The 16,297-nt window shown below is 72.7% G+C and carries 11 protein-coding genes; 6 read left to right on the top strand and 5 right to left on the bottom strand.

All coding sequences use genetic code 11. From position 1 onward, the window contains the following. Positions 1-72: 72 nt before the first annotated feature. The gene (locus tag AC07FN_RS09475) at positions 73-4,689 is read left to right on the top strand and encodes an ATP-dependent helicase (RefSeq protein WP_478395212.1); all 4,617 of its coding nucleotides are present in this window, start codon (positions 73-75) and stop codon (positions 4,687-4,689) included. 150 nt (positions 4,690-4,839) lie between these two features. Here AC07FN_RS09475 and AC07FN_RS09470 read toward each other — a convergent pair whose 3' ends face one another. Continuing rightward, positions 4,840-5,610, bottom strand: coding sequence for a maleylpyruvate isomerase N-terminal domain-containing protein (locus AC07FN_RS09470; protein ID WP_478395211.1), 771 nt, complete (start codon positions 5,608-5,610; stop codon positions 4,840-4,842). Beyond that, positions 5,607-6,053 (bottom strand): SAV_6107 family HEPN domain-containing protein, encoded by a 447-nt coding sequence (locus AC07FN_RS09465; protein WP_478395210.1) that lies wholly within the window; start codon positions 6,051-6,053, stop codon positions 5,607-5,609. The genes AC07FN_RS09470 and AC07FN_RS09465 overlap by 4 nt, the downstream gene beginning before the upstream one ends. Positions 6,054-6,369: 316 nt before the next feature. On the opposite strand from AC07FN_RS09465, the gene AC07FN_RS09460 reads away from it, so the two are divergent. After that, positions 6,370-6,939 carry a GNAT family N-acetyltransferase gene (locus tag AC07FN_RS09460; protein ID WP_478395209.1) on the top strand — a complete coding sequence of 190 codons (570 nt, stop codon included), beginning with the start codon at positions 6,370-6,372 and terminating at the stop codon, positions 6,937-6,939. Positions 6,940-7,042: 103 nt separating this feature from the next. Here AC07FN_RS09460 and AC07FN_RS09455 read toward each other — a convergent pair whose 3' ends face one another. After that, positions 7,043-8,725 (bottom strand): DUF885 domain-containing protein, encoded by a 1,683-nt coding sequence (locus tag AC07FN_RS09455; protein WP_478395208.1) that lies wholly within the window; start codon positions 8,723-8,725, stop codon positions 7,043-7,045. A gap of 285 nt (positions 8,726-9,010) precedes the next feature. Between AC07FN_RS09455 and AC07FN_RS09450 the strand changes: the two genes are divergently transcribed. Beyond that, the gene (locus tag AC07FN_RS09450) at positions 9,011-9,676 is read left to right on the top strand and encodes a DUF3153 domain-containing protein (RefSeq protein ID WP_478395207.1); all 666 of its coding nucleotides are present in this window, start codon (positions 9,011-9,013) and stop codon (positions 9,674-9,676) included. Between the two features lie 239 nt (positions 9,677-9,915). Here the strand turns inward: AC07FN_RS09450 and AC07FN_RS09445 are convergent, their stop codons facing one another. Continuing rightward, a complete protein-coding gene (locus tag AC07FN_RS09445; RefSeq protein ID WP_452612903.1) occupies positions 9,916-10,794 on the bottom strand; it encodes a methylenetetrahydrofolate reductase in 879 nt (292 codons plus the stop codon). Between the two features lie 103 nt (positions 10,795-10,897). Between AC07FN_RS09445 and AC07FN_RS09440 the strand changes: the two genes are divergently transcribed. Together AC07FN_RS09440 and crtI are read left to right on the top strand one after the other, a co-directional pair. Further along, complete coding sequence (locus AC07FN_RS09440) at positions 10,898-12,028, top strand: polyprenyl synthetase family protein (protein WP_478395206.1); 1,131 nt, start codon at positions 10,898-10,900, stop codon at positions 12,026-12,028. After that, on the top strand, positions 12,028-13,491 hold the full coding sequence (gene crtI / locus AC07FN_RS09435; RefSeq protein WP_478395205.1) for a phytoene desaturase family protein: 1,464 nt from the start codon (positions 12,028-12,030) through the stop codon (positions 13,489-13,491). Before AC07FN_RS09440 ends, crtI begins: the two co-directional genes overlap by 1 nt. Before the next feature lie 106 nt (positions 13,492-13,597). Here crtI and AC07FN_RS09430 read toward each other — a convergent pair whose 3' ends face one another. Beyond that, on the bottom strand, positions 13,598-13,963 hold the full coding sequence (locus AC07FN_RS09430) for an Rv2175c family DNA-binding protein (protein WP_207954243.1): 366 nt from the start codon (positions 13,961-13,963) through the stop codon (positions 13,598-13,600). Between the two features lie 171 nt (positions 13,964-14,134). On the opposite strand from AC07FN_RS09430, the gene pknB reads away from it, so the two are divergent. Continuing rightward, positions 14,135-16,117 (top strand): Stk1 family PASTA domain-containing Ser/Thr kinase, encoded by a 1,983-nt coding sequence (gene pknB, locus AC07FN_RS09425; protein WP_478395204.1) that lies wholly within the window; start codon positions 14,135-14,137, stop codon positions 16,115-16,117. Positions 16,118-16,297: the final 180 nt, after the last annotated feature.

The raw sequence follows: 16,297 nt of genomic DNA, 5'->3' as shown, positions 1-16,297 counted from the left end.
GGCGGCGGGAAGTACCGATCCCCCGCATTCGTGCCGAATCACCTCCCGGCGGGCCCTTGTGGACGGTCGGCGATGCCGGTCGCGGGTGTCGGTGTCAGGGCGTTGGTCCAGCATGTAGTGGTGAGCGATGTGCTGGACGGCTTCTCCGCGGCGACCCGCGACTGGTTCCGCGGGGCCTTCGCCGCGCCCACCGAGGCGCAGCGCGGGGCGTGGGAGGCGATCGCCGGGGGCGAGCACGCGCTGGTCGTCGCGCCGACCGGCTCCGGCAAGACGCTCGCGGCGTTCCTCTCCGCCCTGGACAAGCTGGCCGCGGAAGGCACGCCCGCCGACGCGAAGCAGCGCTGCCGGGTGCTCTACGTGTCGCCGATGAAGGCGCTGGTCGTCGACGTGGAGCGGAACCTGCGCGCGCCGCTGGCCGGGATCCGGCAGGCCGCACAACGCCTCGGCAGCGCCCCGCCGGACATCCGGGTCGGCATCCGCACCGGGGACACCCCGGCCGACGAGCGCCGTTCGTTCACCCGCACCCCGCCGGACGTGCTGGTCACCACGCCCGAGTCGCTGTTCCTGCTGCTGACCTCGGCGGCCCGGGAGTCGCTGCGCGGCGTCGAGACGGTGATCGTCGACGAGGTGCACGCGGTGGCCGCCACCAAGCGCGGGGCGCACCTGGCGCTTTCGCTGGAACGGCTGGACGAGCTGCTGCCGAAGCCGGCGCAGCGCATCGGGCTGTCCGCGACGGTCCGCCCGGTGGAAGAGGTGCGGACGTTCCTGGCCGGTGGCCGGCCGGTGCGCACCATCCAGCCCGCGAACGCCAAGGAGGTCGAGGTCCGGGTCGAGGTGCCGGTGCCGGACATGGCTGAGCTGGGCGCGCCGACCGGCGAGGTCGAGGGCCCGGCGGCGGGCGCGGAGCAGCGCACGTCGATCTGGCCGTCGGTGCAGGAGCGGATCCTGGAGCTGATCCGCGAGCACCGGTCGACCATCGTGTTCACCAATTCCCGGCGGCTGGCCGAGCGGCTCACCGCCGGGATCAACGAACTCGCGGCCGAGGAGCCGGTGCCCCTGGAGCGGTTCCCGGCCGAGGCGGTGGGCGGTTCCGGGATCGGCGGCGGCGCCCCGCCGATCGTCGCGAAGGCGCACCACGGCTCGATGTCGAAGGAACAGCGGGCGGTGGTGGAGGAGGAGCTGAAGTCCGGGCGGCTGGCCTGCGTGGTGGCCACCTCGTCGCTGGAGCTGGGCATCGACATGGGCGCGGTGGACCTGGTGATCCAGGTGGAGACGCCGCCGAGCGTGGCATCCGGACTGCAGCGCATCGGGCGCGGCGGGCACCAGGTCGGCGCGGTGTCGCGGGGCGTGGTGTTCCCGAAGTTCCGGGGCGATCTCGTCGGCTGCGCCGTGGTGTCCGAGCGGATGGCGGACGGGCTGATCGAGTCGCTCGCGTTCCCGCGCAACCCGCTGGACGTGCTGGCCCAGCACGTCGTGGCGATGGTCGCGATGGACACCTGGCCGGTGCCGCAGCTGGCGGCGCTGCTGCGGCGCGCCGCGCCCTACGCGGGGCTGCCGGACTCTGCGCTGCACGCGGTGCTGGACATGCTGGCGGGCCGCTATCCCAGCGAGGAGTTCGGCGAGCTGCGGGCTCGCATCGTCTGGGACCGGGTGAACGACGAGCTGCGCGCGCGGCCGGGCGCGCAGCGGCTCGCGGTGACCTCCGGCGGCACGATCCCGGACCGGGGCCTTTTCGTGGTGACCACGCCCGCCGACGAGGCGGGCAAGGGCGGGGTGCGGGTCGGCGAGCTCGACGAGGAAATGGTCTACGAGTCGCGGGTGGGCGACACCTTCCTGCTGGGCACCTCGGCGTGGCGGGTGGAGGACATCACCCACGACCGGGTCGTGGTGGTTCCCGCGCCGGGCGTGCCGGGCCGGATGCCGTTCTGGAAGGGCGATTCGCCGGGGCGGCCGCTGGAGCTCGGGCGCGCGCTGGGCGCCTTCGTGCGGGAGTTGACCAGCGCGGACACCCAGGCGGCGCAGTCCCGCGTGGCGGCCGCCGGGCTGGACGAGTGGGCCCGTGACAACCTGCTGTCCTATTTGGACGAACAGCGCCAGGCGACCCGGCACGTCCCGGACGACCGCACGATCGTGGTGGAGCGGTTCCGCGACGAGCTCGGCGACTGGCGGATGGTGGTGCACTCGCCGTTCGGAGCCAAGGTCAACGGCCCGTGGGCGCTGGCCATCGGCGCCCGGATCCGCGAGCGGCGCGGGATCGAGCCGCAGGTGGCCTCCTCCGACGACGGGATCGTGCTGCGGCTGGCCGACGCGCTGGACGACTCCGGCGCCGAGGTGCTGCCGACCGCCGAAGACGTCCTGCTGCCGCCGGACGAGGTGCAGCAGGTCGTGACCGACGAGGTCGGCGGTTCGGCCCTGTTCGCGGCCCGGTTCCGGGAGTGCGCGGCGCGGGCGCTGCTGCTGCCGCGCCGGGATCCCCGTCGCCGCACACCGTTGTGGCAGCAGCGGCAGCGGGCCGCGCAGCTGCTGACGGTGGCTGCGCAGTACGAGCAGTTCCCGATCGTGCTCGAAGCGATGCGGGAATGCCTTCAGGACGTCTACGACCTGCCCGGGCTGACCGAGCTGATGTCGCAGGTCGCGGCGCGGAAGGTGCGGGTGGTCGAGGTCGAGACGCCGACGCCGTCGCCGTTCGCGCGCAGTCTGCTGTTCGGCTACATCGGCATGTTCCTGTACGAGACCGATGCGCCGCTGGCGGAGCGCCGATCGGCGGCGTTGAGCCTGGATTCGACGCTGCTGGCGGAGCTGCTCGGCTCGGAGGCGATGCGGGAGCTGCTCGATCCCGAGGCGCTCGACGAGATCGAGCAGCAGCTGCAGCGGCTCGCCCCTGATCGGCAAGCCCGCGACGCCGAGTCCGCGGTGGACCTCCTGCGTTTCCTGGGAGATCTGTCCACGGCCGAAGCCGAGGCGCGAGGCGCGAGGCCGGAGTGGCTGGCGGACCTGGCGGAACAGCGCCGGGTGCTGCGGGTGCGCATCGCGGGCGACGAGCGCTGGATCGCCATCGAGGATGCGGGCAAGGTCCGCGATGCGTTGGGCGTAGCGCTGCCGGTCGGCGTGCCGGAGGCGTTCACCGAGCCGGTCGCCGACCCGCTGGGCGACCTGCTGATCCGCTACGCGCGCTGCCGCGGGCCGTTCACCGCCGACGCCGCGGCGCAGCGATTCGGGTTGGGCGTGGCCGTGGTGCACGGCGTGCTGGACCGGCTGACCGGCACCGGGCGGTTGGTCCGCGGCGAGCTGCGGCCGCTGGAGGTCGGTGGCGGCGGCGTGCTGGAGTACTGCGACGCCGACGTGCTGCGGCGGCTTCGCCGGGCGTCGCTGGCCCGGCTGCGCGCCGAGGTCGAGCCGGTGGAACCGGCCGCGCTGGGCCGTTTCCTGCCCGCGTGGCACGGCATCGGGGCGCGGCTGCGCAGCGCGCCGACGGTCGACGACGTGTACGCCGTGGTCGAACAGCTCGCGGGCGCGCCGGTTCCGGCGAGCGGCCTGGAGTCGCTGATCCTGCCCGCCCGGCTGCCCGGCTACTCCCCCGCGCTGCTCGACGAGCTGACCGCGACCGGCGAGGTCAGCTGGGTCGGCGCGGGCTCGCTGGCCGGCGGCGACGGCTGGATCGCGCTGGCGCCCACCGATGTCGCCGACCTGCTGTTGCCGGACCTGCCGGAGGAAACCACGGCCGATTCCCCGTTGCACCGCGCTGTTGTGTCCGCATTGGACGGTGGTGCGCTGTTCTTCCGCCAGCTGGCAGATCGGTCGGCTGCGCTGCTGCTGGAGCAGGGCGAGACCGCGCCCGCCGACGATGCGGTCACTTCGGCGTTGTGGGATCTGGTCTGGTCCGGCGCGGTCACGAACGACACCTTGGCGCCGTTGCGAGCGTTGGTGTCCGGACGCGGCGCAGCGCACAAACCGCGCCGCAGCGCGCCTCGTGGCCGCTACGCGAGGTTGCGCGCGGGTCGGCCTTCGATGCCCAGCCGCAGCGGGCCGCCGACGGTGTCGGGGCGTTGGTCGCTGGCGCCGCAGCCGTCCAGCGAACCGACGCGACGGGCGCATGCGCGGGCCGAGGCGTTCTTGGAACGGCACGGGGTGCTGACGCGCGGAGCGCTGGACATCGAACGCGTCACGGGCGGATTTTCCGCCGTGTACAAGGTGCTCCGGGCAATGGAGGAATCCGGGCGCTGCCGGCGCGGATACGTCGTCGAGGAACTCGGGGCCGCGCAGTTCGCGGTGCCCGGCGCGATCGATCGCCTGCGCGCGCTGTCCCGCGAGGATGGCGACGGCGAGGCTGTGGTGCTGGCGGCCGCCGACCCGGCGCAGCCCTACGGGGGCGCGCTGGAATGGCCTGCGGTGATGGGCGAAACCCGGCATCGGCCCGGGCGCAAGGCCGGAGCGCTCGTGGTCCTCGTGTCCGGCGAAGCGGTGTTCTACGTCGAGCGCGGCGGAAAGTCGTTGTTGTCTTTCACCGACGACGAATCCGCGTTGCGCAGCGCTGCGGCGGGGTTGGCCCGCGTTGTCCGGGACGGCTGGTTGGAGCAGCTCGCGGTGCAGCGCGCCGACGGCGAGGGCGCTTGGGGATCCCGCTTGGCCGACGTGCTCACCGAAGCAGGATTCCGCGCCACGCCGAAGGGTTTGCGGCTGCGCGCCTGACTCCGTTCGCCAACGCCGGAGCGGGCACGCTCCGGGCAGGATGGAACGGTGATCTGGATCCAGCTCGCCGGCTGAGCCGTCGCGCGCTCACCGGCGAGATCTCCCTCCGCGACGAGGTCCGCGCCGCCACGCAGAACGAGCTTCGACGGCTCAGCGGGTCGCCAGTTGCAGCAGGCCCCAGAGCTGCGCGATCGCATCGAGATCGCCGCTGGTCTCCACCGCTCGATCGGGCAGCCGGCCCCACATCCACAGGTAGACGGCGGGCGCATCGCCGCCGACGACCGCATCGGGCGTCGTGGTCGACACGTCCTCCGAACTCACCACCGCGGTCCCGTTCTGGTCCGCGGTGACCAGCCAGTTGCGGTCGGCCACGTACACCCCGACCGAACAGGGCCGCGTCGCGGTGATGCCGAGCGCGTGCAGCCGGTAGCCGAACCAAAGCCGCAGCACCTCGTCGACGCCGTCGGTGGCCACATCCGGCTCGATCGGCGTCGGCAGCACTCCCGCCGCGGCCTGCACGTCCACCCGGTGCACCGTCGTGGCGTGCAGCATTCGACGCAGCCAGAACCGCACGGTGTGCTGCTCGGGCCACCACGTCGGACACCGGTCGTGCGGTGGCCGGGAGCCGAGCTCGGCGAGCAGGTCGGCCAGACGAACGGCGAACCGGCTGGTCACCTCTCGCAGCGCTGGCCGATCCGGCAGGTCCCAGCGCTGTTCGGCCGCCGTCGCGCCCAGCCAGGACAGCGTGTCCTCGCACAGATCGCCCAGGTGCCGGATCGTCTGCCCCAAGGTCCGCCCGGACGCGCCCCACACCGGCGCGTCGACGTGCGCGTCGTGCGTCGCCGCCGTGAGCAGCTGCGCCTCGATGCCGAGCAGGTCGAGCATCCGCCCGTAGTCGAGCCCCACTTCAGTTCCGTTCATCGAGCCACCCCCAGCAGGCTCCGGCCCACGATCTCGAGGAATTCGCGGCTGCGCGCCAACAGCCCGTCGGCATCCAGCCGGGTGATGGTCGGCACCCCCGCCTCCGCCGCGGCCCGCCGGTCCGAGCGCGCCGCGAAGTAGGCCGCCCACTCGCGGAATTCGGGGGCGGCGGCGGTCAGCATCGTCCACACGCTGGCCGGGCGGCCGTTCTCGCGCTGCCAGGAACGCGCCACCACCATCGCCGTCGCGGCGCGTAACGCCGCCACGTGCGCGGCCACGTACCGCTCGCTCGGCCGGTCCGCCTCCTCCGCTTCGTGCAGGCGGCTGCGGGCGTCGAGCAGCAACGACAGGGAACCGGCCGGCGTGTCCGCCTCGGGCGTCGGTTCGTGGTTCTCCACGGAGTGCCGCGGAGCCGGAATCGAGAAGTCAGTGGAAAAAGACATCGGCGTATCTCCTCTGCACGACGAAGCCGTCCACGCCTGCCGTGGGGAGCCGGCAGGTCCGGCGGCGGGGTGCTTCCCCCACCCCACCGCCGGACTCGATGTTCGAACAAACGTTCATCGAACTTCCGTTCGAACATCTTCAGATTAGCGCGCACCACCGACGGACTCAAGCAATGAGCCCTAGCTCACCTGTTCGAGTCATGACCAGCCAAGATGATCACCCGAGTGGCCGAATCAGGCACCCGGCCGGGACGCCGCGGTGGCACGATCGGCCGCGGAAAGGACCGCACGCCGCGGAGGGTCTAATGTTCGCCCCGTGACCGCCGCGCCATCCCCCCGTTGTGACCGGATCACCGAGCTGACCACGGAGCAGCTCCGGGCCCGGCTGCCCGAGGCCCTGCAGATCTACGTGACCGCGATGAACTACCCGCCCACGACCGCCCAGCAGCGCGCCCCGATGTGGTCGGCGCACATGTTGCGCGCGGGCTGGCGCTGCATCGGCGCGTTCAGCGACCACGACGAGCTCATCGGCATCGGCTACGGCTATCTGGGCGCCCCCGGGCAGTGGTGGCACGAGCAGGTCCGCCGCGGGCTGCTGAGCAGCGGCGGCGACGCGGACAGCTGGCTGGACGACTACTTCGAGCTCACCGAGCTGCACGTGCACCCGGGAAGCCAGGGCGGCGGCCTCGGCGAGGAGATCCTGCGCCGCCTGCTCTCCGGCGCGCAGGGCGGCAAGGTCCTGCTCTCCACGCCGGAAGGCCCGACCCGCGCCTGGAAGCTGTACCGCCGGGTGGGCTTCGCGGACGTCCTGCGCCACTACCGCTTCACGGGCGACCCGCGCCCCTTCGCGGTCCTGGGGCGCTCCCTCCCCCTGGAACCCAGCTGATCGCGCTGGCGGGCGGCGTGGCCCGCGGCTGAGGTTCGATTTCCGGCCACGGGGCTGTGGGTCTCCCGGTACCCCGGAAGACCCACGGCCCGGGTCGATGCCGTTACAGCAGGGCCAGCTGCTCGCGGAGGGTGTCGAGGCCCATGCCGCCCATCCGCAGGGCCTGCGTGTGGAACTCCTTCACGTCGAAGGCCGCGCCGTGGCGCTGCTTGGCCTCGTCGCGGGCCGCCCGCCACAGCCGCTCGCCGAGCTTGTACGACGGCGCCTGGCCCGGCCAGCCCAGGTAGCGGTCGATCTCGTCGCGGACCTGCGCCGGGTCGGTGATGGTCCGGCTCAGCATGAACTCCAGGCCCAGCTCCGGCGTCCAGCGCTCGCCCTCGTGGAAGCCGGTACCCGCCGGGATCTCCAGCTCCAGGTGCATGCCGATGTCGACCACCACGCGCGCCGCGCGGAAGAGCTGGTCGTTGAGCATGCCGAGCAGGTCGCCGTCGTCCTCGAGGTAGCCGAGCTCGCGCATCAGGCGCTCGGCGTACAGCGCCCAGCCCTCGCCGTGGCCGGAGACGAAGCAGGCCAGCCGCTGGAACTTGTTGAGCCGCTGCGCCTCGTGCACCGCGGTCGCGACCTGCAGGTGGTGCCCCGGCACGCCCTCGTGGTACACGGTGGAAACTTCGCGCCAGGTCGGGAAGTCCTGCCGGTCGGCGGGCACCGACCACCACATCCGGCCGGGCCGCGAGAAGTCGTCGGTCGGACCGGTGTAGTAGGCGCCGACGCCGCCGCCCGGCGGGGCGATCCGGCATTCCAGCCGCATCAGCGGGTCCGGGATCTCGAAGTGCGTGCCGCGCAGGTCCTGCAGCGCCTGGTCGGACAGCTGCTGCATCCACTCCTCGAACCGGTCCTGCCCGTGCACCTGGTAGCGCGGATCGGCGTCCAGCACGGCCGCGGCCTCGGCCAGCGTCGCCCCCGGCTTGATCCGGTTCGCGATCTGCTTCATCTCCGCCTCGATGCCGGAGAACTCCTGCCAGCCCCACTCGTACGCTTCCCGCAGGTCGAGGCGGGCTCCGGTGAAGTAGCGCGACCACAACCGGTACCGCTGCTCGCCCACGGCGTCCTTCTCCGGGGCCTTCGGCAGCAGCTCGCCGCGGAGGAAGTCGGCGAGTCCGGCGTACGCCTCGGCGGCCGATTCGGCCGCGGTGTCCAGGTCGCGGCGCAGCGACTCGTCCACGCCCTCGGCGCGCCCGACCATCGCCGCGAAGAACGACGACTGCCCGCCGCGCCCGGACCAGGTGTCGCACTGCTCCGCGACCTTGCGGACCTGCCGGGCCGCCGACACGTTGCCGTCCGCAGCCGCCGCCAGCAGCCCGGCGCGCAGGCCCAGCACCGCTTCGGGCATCACCGACAGGCGGCGGGCGATGGTGCGCCACTGCTCCGGGGTGTCGGTCGGCATCAGGTCGAAGACCTGCCGGAGTTCCTGCACCGGGCTGGCGATCACGTTCAGCGCGGCCATGTCCGCCCCGACCTCGTGCAGCTCCAGGTCCAGACCGACGCGCTCGGCGAACACCGCCTGCGCGACGCGCTCGGAATCGTCGGCGGGATCGGCCGCCTGCACCGCCGCGAGGCTGCGGCGGGCGAGTTCCGCGCGGGCCCGGTGCCCGTCCGGCGAGTAGTCGGTCAGCTCCTCGTCCCGGCCTGGCACGCCCAGGTAGGTTCCGGCGATCGGGTCGAGCGCGACCAGCTCGGATACGAACTGGTCGCTGATTTCGTGCACACCGCTGTGGTCAACTCCCATGCCCGCCACGCTATCGAACCTGTTGGAGAACTCATCTCGATTAACGGCGCGGGTAGCGGAACCCCGGACGCCTTCCCGCCCCGGGATCCCCGACCGATTCACCACGTCGGGGCTGTCCTTGCCGGGAGAACCCCAGACGGGTGGCGCAAGCTGGGTGCGTGGGCCGAGCGGCTGCGCCGCTTCAAGAGCAACAACCCACTATCACGGCACCGGCGGTCACGCGCCTCGACGAAAGCGGGCGTTCGCGGGCGGCGAAAAGGCTCGCCGGATGGAAAGATCGCCCGGGTGGAGGACAAGACCCCGCGCGGCCGCACCGCGCTCCTGCTGGTCCTGATCACCGTGCTCGGCGCGCTGCTCAGCGGGTGCCTGCACGCCAACGCCTCGCTGAACATCTCCGGCGAGGACCAGGTGTCCGGCGAGGTCGTGCTCGCCACCCAGGTCGCCGACGGGCAGGCTCCGCTCCGCCTGCAGCCGCCCGAGAACGTCGCCGACCGGGTGCAGATCACGCCGTTCCGCGACGGCCCCCGCGTCGGCTCGCACCTGTCGTTCCACGACCTGACCTTCCCGGAGGTCGAGCAGCTCGCCGAGGCGATGAGCCCCGATGCCCGCTACCGGCTGCACCTGTCCAGGTCCGGCTCGCTGGTGATCTTCGAGGGCTCGGCGGACCTGACGCCGCTGGCCGACACCGACTCCGGCGTCGACCTGAAGATCAGCGCGCCCGGCGAGATCACCAACACCAACGGCGAGGAGAGCGCCGGCACGGTCTCCTGGTCGCTGCAGCCCGGCGCGGTCAGCGAGATGTCGGCCACCTACCAGTTCTCCAGCGCCACCGGGATGGACTGGATCGGCTGGGCGCTACTGGTCGGCGGGCTCACGTTCTGCGCCGCGGCCGCCGTCGCGGCGCTCGCGCTGCGCTCCCACGTGCGCAGCCGGGCGGACCAGAACACCTAAAGGGTTGTTAGTTGTTCTTCATCTTTGAAGCGGCGAAGCCGCTTGGCCCACCTACGCAACTCGCACCGCCGCGGGTTCTCAGACGGTGCCCGCCCTTCCGGACTACTGGGCGAGGCCAGTCCCCGACGCCGCGTATTGGACATGCGTAAGTCGGGGATCCCACAGTCCAGACGGCGGCCGTAACTCCCGCAGGGGGCCGCCACCTGCACCGCCACGCAAAACGAGCCTGGAAACAGTCGCTAGCCGGCTCCCAGGCCGAGGTTCGCGACCACCTGGCGCGTCGCCTTCGAGCGGTTGAGGGTGTAGAAGTGCAGCGCCGGGACACCCTCGGCGATCAGCCGCTCGCACAGCAGCGTCGCCAGGTCCACGCCTGCGGCGCGGAACCCCGCCGGATCCTCCGCCAGCGGCAGCAGCTGCTCCGACACCTCGGCGGGCACCGGCACCCCGGCGAGCTCGCCGAACTTGCCCAGCACCCGCGGCGTGGTGATCGGCATGATGCCCGGCAGCAGCGGCACGTCGCAGCCGCGGGCGGCCATCCGGTCGCGCAGCCGCAGGAAGTACTCCGGCTCCAGGAACAGCTGGGCGATGGCGAAGCCCGCGCCCGCGCGGATCTTGCGCACCAGGTGGTCGGCGTCGGTTTCCAGGTCCGCGGAGCGCGGGTGGCCGTGCGGGAAGGCCGCGACGCCGACGCAGAACTCGCCGAGCTCCCGCACCAGCCGGACGAGTTCCTCCGCGTAGGTCAGGCCCTCGGGGTGCCGGCGCCATTCGCCGTTCGGGTCCCCCGGCGGATCACCGCGCACGGCCAGCACGTTCTGCACGCCGGACGCGGCGTACCAGCCGATGACGTTGCGAAGTTCGGCGACGGAGTGGTCCACTGCGGTCAGGTGCGCCATCGGCGTCAGGGTGGTCTCCTGCGCGATGCGGCCGGTGGTCCGGATGGTGCGGTCCCGGTTGGAGCCGCCCGCGCCGTAGGTCACCGAGACGAAGGCGGGGTCCAGCGGCTCCAGCTCGCGGATGGCCCGCCAGAGGATGCGCTCCTCGTCGTCGCCTCGCGGCGGGAAGAACTCCACCGAGAAAGTCGTCTTCTCGGTCCGCAACCGATCCACCACCGCCGTCATGCCGAACAGGATAGGGACGGTTCCCGGACTCCTCCGGCATCGTCCCAGCGGCTGGGAGCGGCCCCGGCGGCCGTCACCCGATGGCGTCGCGGAGGATGGAGGTGTGCCCCCATCGAATTCGACCACCCTGCAAGCGACCGGCAAGGACACCGTCGTCGTGGAAACCGACCTCCCCGGTCAGGTCCAGCGGACGCTGACCGACTACCTGCAGACCCGCAGCGCCGAGGCAGCCGACCTCGACCCGGCGTTCGCGACCGCGGTGGCCGAGCTGGCCGGGTTCGTCCTCGGCGGTGGGAAGCGGATCCGCCCCACCTTCGCCTGGTGGGGCTGGCGTGCGGCAGGCGGGCCCGCCGAGGGCCCCGCGGCGCAGGCGATGCTGCGGGCCGCGAGCGCCTTGGAGCTGCTGCAGGCCTGCGCGCTGGTGCACGACGACCTGATCGACGAATCGGACACCCGCCGCGGCAACCCGACCGTGCACCGCAAGTTCGAGCAGATCCACCGCGAGTCCGGGTTCTCCGGCACCGGCATCCAGTTCGGGCGCGCCGCCGCGGTGCTGCTCGGCGACCTGGCGCTGTCCTGGGCCGACGACCTGCTGCACAGCGCCGGCATCCCGCCGGAGGCGCTGGCCCGGGCGCTGCGCCCGTGGCGCGCGATGCGCACCGAGGTGCTCGCCGGCCAGTACCTCGACGTGCTCGGCCAGTACCGCGGCGACGAGACGACGCAGGCCGCGCTGCAGATCTGCCAGCTCAAGGCCGCGTCCTACACCGTCCAGCGGCCGCTGGAGCTCGGCGCGGAGGCCGCCGGGGCCGGCCCGGACGCGCTGGAGGCGCTGCGCCGGTTCGGCTCCGACATCGGCGTCGCCTTCCAGCTCCGCGACGACCTGCTCGGCGTCTTCGGCGACCCCGGGGTGACCGGCAAGCCCGCCGGGGACGACCTGCGCGAAGGCAAGCGGACGGTGCTGATCGCCGAGGCCGTGGCGACGGCCCGCGAGCAGGCCGACCAGCCCGCGCTGGACCTGCTGCGCGACGTGCTCGGCGATCCCGAACTTGACGCGGACCGCGTCGAGCAGGCCCGGCAGGTGCTGACGAGGCTCGGCGCGGTCGCGGCCGTCGAGAAGCGGATCACCGACCTGACCGGCTCGGCGATGCTCGCGCTGCACACCGCGGGGCTGGCCGAACCGGCCGCGTCACGACTGGCGGAGCTCGCGATCGCCGTCACCGACCGCAGCCACTGATGCGCACCGTCTCCGGCCGCACCGATCACGTCGTGGTCGTCGGTGCGGGACTGGCCGGGCTGACCGCGGCCCTGCACCTCGCGGGCGCCGGGCGGCGGGTGACGGTCGTCGAACGGGCTGGCCTGCCGGGCGGGCGGGCCGGGTTGCACGAGGTCGCCGGGTACCGGATGGACACCGGCCCGACCGTGCTGACCATGCCCGAGCTCGTCGACGAGGCACTGCACGCGGTGGGCGAATCGGTGGCCGGCCGCCTCGACCTGATCCCGCTGCACCCGGCCTACCGGGCGCGGTTCGCGGACGGCTCGGCGCTCGACGTGCACACCGACGCCGACGCGATGGAAGAGGAGGTGCGGCGGTTCGCCGGGCCTGCGGAAGCGGCCGGGTACCGGCGGCTGCGGCGCTGGCTGACCGAGGTCTACCGGGCGGAGATGCACCGCTTCATCGACGCGAACTTCGACTCGCCGCTGGACCTGCTCTCTCCCGAGCTGGCGCGCCTCGCGGCGCTCGGCGGCTTCGGCCGGCTCGGCCCGGCGATCGGCCGGTTCCTGGCCGACGAGCGGCTGCGCCGGGTCTTCTCCTTCCAGGCTCTATACGCGGGCCTGGACCCGCGCCGAGCGCTCGCCCTGTACGCCGTCATCTCGTACATGGACACCGTCAACGGGGTGTGGTTCCCGCGCGGCGGCATGCACGCTGTCCCGACCGCGCTCGCCGACGCGGCAGCGGGCGCGGGCGTCGCGTTCCACTACAACACCGAAGTGGCGGAGCTGGAGCGGCGCGGCGACCGGATCACCGCGGTCCGGACGTCCGACGGCACCCGCATCGCGGCCGACGCGTTCGTGCTCACGCCCGACCTGCCGGTCGTGCACGAGCTCCTCGGCCACCGCACGCGGCGGCGGTTGCGCTGGTCACCGTCGGCGGTGGTGCTACACGCCGGGACCACACGCGGCTGGTCCGACGCGCACCACACGATCTCCTTCGGCGCGGCCTGGCACAGCACGTTCACCGAGATCATCCGCGACGGCAGGCTGATGACCGATCCGTCGCTGCTGATCACCCGGCCGACCGCGACCGATCCGTCGCTGGCGCCCGACGGCCGCGAGCTGCACTACGTGCTCGCGCCCTGCCCGAACCTGCGCACCGGGCCGATCGACTGGGACCGGATCGGTCCCGCCTACCGCGACGAGTTGCTGGGCGAGCTGGAGCGGCGCGGGTTCACCGGCTTCGGCGCGGCGATCGAGGAGCAGCAGCTGATCACGCCGGCGGACTGGGCGGCGCAGGGCCACGCCGCCGGAACCCCGTTCTCGGCCGCGCACACGTTCGCGCAGACAGGTCCGTTCCGGCCGCGCAACCTGGTGCGCGGCCTGACCAACGCGGTGCTGGCCGGCTCGGGCACGACGCCGGGCGTGGGCGTTCCGCCGGTCTTGCTGTCCGGCAAGCTCGCCGCCCGGCGCATCACCGGCTGACCGGCGCCGACTGCCGCGTTCGCGCAGCTCAACGGCCTCGCGAGTACAAAGTGCTCACGAGCCCTGAGCAGGCTGAGCAGCGTTTCGTCGTCCGGTCGGCCGGACCTCAGAAGCCCATCGCCTGGGCCCTCCGCTTCACCTCTCGACCGCGGTCGCCGCGCAACGCGTCGATCGGCGTGCCGGGCAACGAGTCGTCCGGGGTGAACAGCCACCGGAGGATCTCGTCCTCCTGGTAGCCGTTGTCCCGGAGCAGGGTGATCGTGCCCGCCAGGCCCTTCACCACTTCGGTGTCGACGAGGAACGCGGTGGGCACGCCCAGCACTCCGTTCCTGCGCAGGGCGAGCAGATGTCCATCACGGATCAGTTGGTGCACCCGGGTCACTGGCTGACCGAGTCGCTCGGCGACGTCGGGCAGCGGGACGACCTCCACATCGGGAGCGAGCACATCCGGGGCAGCAGGGATCGCACTCACGCTGCACACCTTGCCACATGACCGACCGCGATGCCGCACACCGCACGGGTCGCGCCCGGCATACCATCATGATCGTGATCGATCCCGAGCCCGACCGCGGAGCCATCCCCGGTGCCGCCCGCGCGGCCTGCCACAATCGGGGGCGGAAAGGTACCCGGCGGTGGGCGGAAGATGACTCCTGAGACACGTTCCGGCGGTGGCGCGAGCCTCGTCGGAGCCATGCTCGAACGCCGCTACCGGGTCGATTCGCTGATCGCTCGCGGTGGCATGTCCACGGTCTACCGCGGCCTGGACACCCGGCTGGACCGGCCGGTGGCGCTCAAGGTGATGGACGCGCAGTACTCCGGCGACCGGTCGTTCGTCGACCGCTTCGAGCGCGAGGCGCGCGCCGCGGCCCGGCTGCACCACCCCGACGTCGTCGCCGTCTACGACCAGGGCGTGGACCACCGCCCCGACGGCGACCACGTGTTCCTGGTGATGCAGCTCGTCGAGGGCTGCACGCTGCGGGACCTGATCATGGACTGCGGCGGCCGCCTGCCGCTGGCGATGGCGCTGAGCGTCATGGCGCCGGTGCTCTCGGCGCTGGGCGCCGCGCACCAGGCGGGCATGGTGCACCGCGACGTCAAGCCGGAGAACGTGCTGATCGGCCGGGACGGCTCGGTCATGGTCGCCGACTTCGGGCTGGTCAGGGCCGCGGCGGAAGCCGGCACGACCAGCGGCAGCATCATCCTGGGCACCGTCGCGTACCTGTCGCCGGAGCAGGTGACCACCGGGGCCGCCGACTCGCGTTCCGACGTGTACGCCGCCGGGATCGTGCTCTTCGAAATGCTGACCGGCCGCCCGCCCTACGTGGGCGACACCGCGCTGTCGGTGGCGTACCGGCACGTCAACGACGACGTCCCGCCGCCGAGCGAGCTGGTGCCGGAGATCCCGCAGGCCATCGACGACCTCGTGTTCCGCGCGACGCGCCGCGACCCTGCGCAGCGCCCGGAGAACGCCGAGGTGTTCCTCGCCGAGCTGCAGCAGGTCCGCACCGACCTCGGCATCGCCCCGGTCGCCGTGCCGGTCCCGGCGTCCGAGGAGCGCACCACGCAGATGGCGCCCGCGGCCGGGGACCCGCCGACGGAGCAGATCCCGGCCGTCCGCGAGACGCACCCCGTCGGGCCGCAGCGCACCCGCGCGATGGCCCGCCCCGCCACCGGCGACCATACCCAGGAGTTCTCCGCCGTCGCCGCCCCGGCCACCGGCCCGCAGCGGGACCGGCGTCGCGGCAGGCGGACGGTGCTGGTGTGGACCGTCGTGGTCCTGGCGCTGGCCGCGCTGGTCGGTGGCGCCGCGTTCTGGCTGGGCCTAGGCAGTTCGGTCCAGGTGCCGCGCCTCGTCGGCGAGCAGGAGGCCGTCGCGCAGCAGGCGCTGGAAGGCGCCGGGCTGACCGGCAACGTCACCAAGTCCTACGACAACACCGTCGCGGAAGGCGTGGTGATCAGCTCCAACCCGGACGAGGGCAGCAAGGCGCGCAGCGGCAGCACCGTGGACCTCGTCATCTCGCTGGGCAAGCCGAAGGTCCCGGAGATCGCCGAGGGCACCACGCTCGCCGAGGCGGAGAGCGCGATCCGCAACGTCAAGCTGCAACCCAAGCACGACGAGTCCGCCGACCAGTTCCACACGACGGTGCCCGAAGGCCGGGTCATCAGCGTGAACCCCGGCCCCGGTACGCCGCTGAACATCAGCGCCGAGGTCACCGTGATCGTCAGCAAGGGCCCGCCGCCGGTGAAGGTGCCCGACGTGCGCGGGATGAGCAAGGACGACGCGTTCACCACGCTGCGCAACTCCGGGTTCGATCCCTACGAGGCGGGCCGCCAGTTCGACTCCGACATCGCCGGCGACCACGTCATCAGCACCGACCCGGCCATCGGCAGCGAGATCCGGCTGGTCGGCAAGCCGCGGATCGGCGTGGTGCTGTCCAACGCGGTGGAGGTGCCCAGCTTCAACGGCGTCCGGGTCGACGAGGCGAAGCAGCAGGTCGCCGCGCTGGGCCTGCAGCTGGACGTGCAGGCGTTCTTCGAGCGCGACGGCATGATGATCCTGGGGCAGCTGCCGCTCCCCGGCAGCAAGGTCGAGCCCGGGTCGACGATCCACGTGACCGCGTTCTGAGCCACCGGGTCGTGGGCCCGCCCCCACGACCCGGCAGAACCGCGCGATCCGCAATGTGATCCTGATCTCTTCTCGGCGGTGTAACGTTTTCCCGCCGCCGGTGTCTACCAGGGCGTACTCGGCGCCCGGCGATCACCGAAAAGCGGGAGCGTCGCCCACGACACGACGGATCTCGCCTGG

The sequence above is a fragment of the Saccharopolyspora sp. NPDC045941 genome, assembly GCF_056431445.1.
The sequence above is the reverse complement of the archived record's forward strand: the minus strand, read 5'-3'. Positions and strand labels throughout refer to the sequence as shown.

Bases quoted from the DNA above. Each gene is read 5' to 3' on its own strand.
- AC07FN_RS09475 (WP_478395212.1), top strand. From the start codon at position 73: ATGCCGGTCGCGGGTGTCGGTGTCAGGGCGTTGGTCCAGCATGTAGTG.
- AC07FN_RS09470 (WP_478395211.1), bottom strand. From the start codon at position 5,610: ATGAACGGAACTGAAGTGGGGCTCGACTACGGGCGGATGCTCGACCTG.
- AC07FN_RS09465 (WP_478395210.1), bottom strand. From the start codon at position 6,053: ATGTCTTTTTCCACTGACTTCTCGATTCCGGCTCCGCGGCACTCCGTG.
- AC07FN_RS09455 (WP_478395208.1), bottom strand. From the start codon at position 8,725: ATGGGAGTTGACCACAGCGGTGTGCACGAAATCAGCGACCAGTTCGTA.
- AC07FN_RS09445 (WP_452612903.1), bottom strand. From the start codon at position 10,794: ATGACGGCGGTGGTGGATCGGTTGCGGACCGAGAAGACGACTTTCTCG.
- crtI (WP_478395205.1), top strand. From the start codon at position 12,028: ATGCGCACCGTCTCCGGCCGCACCGATCACGTCGTGGTCGTCGGTGCG.
- pknB (WP_478395204.1), top strand. From the start codon at position 14,135: ATGACTCCTGAGACACGTTCCGGCGGTGGCGCGAGCCTCGTCGGAGCC.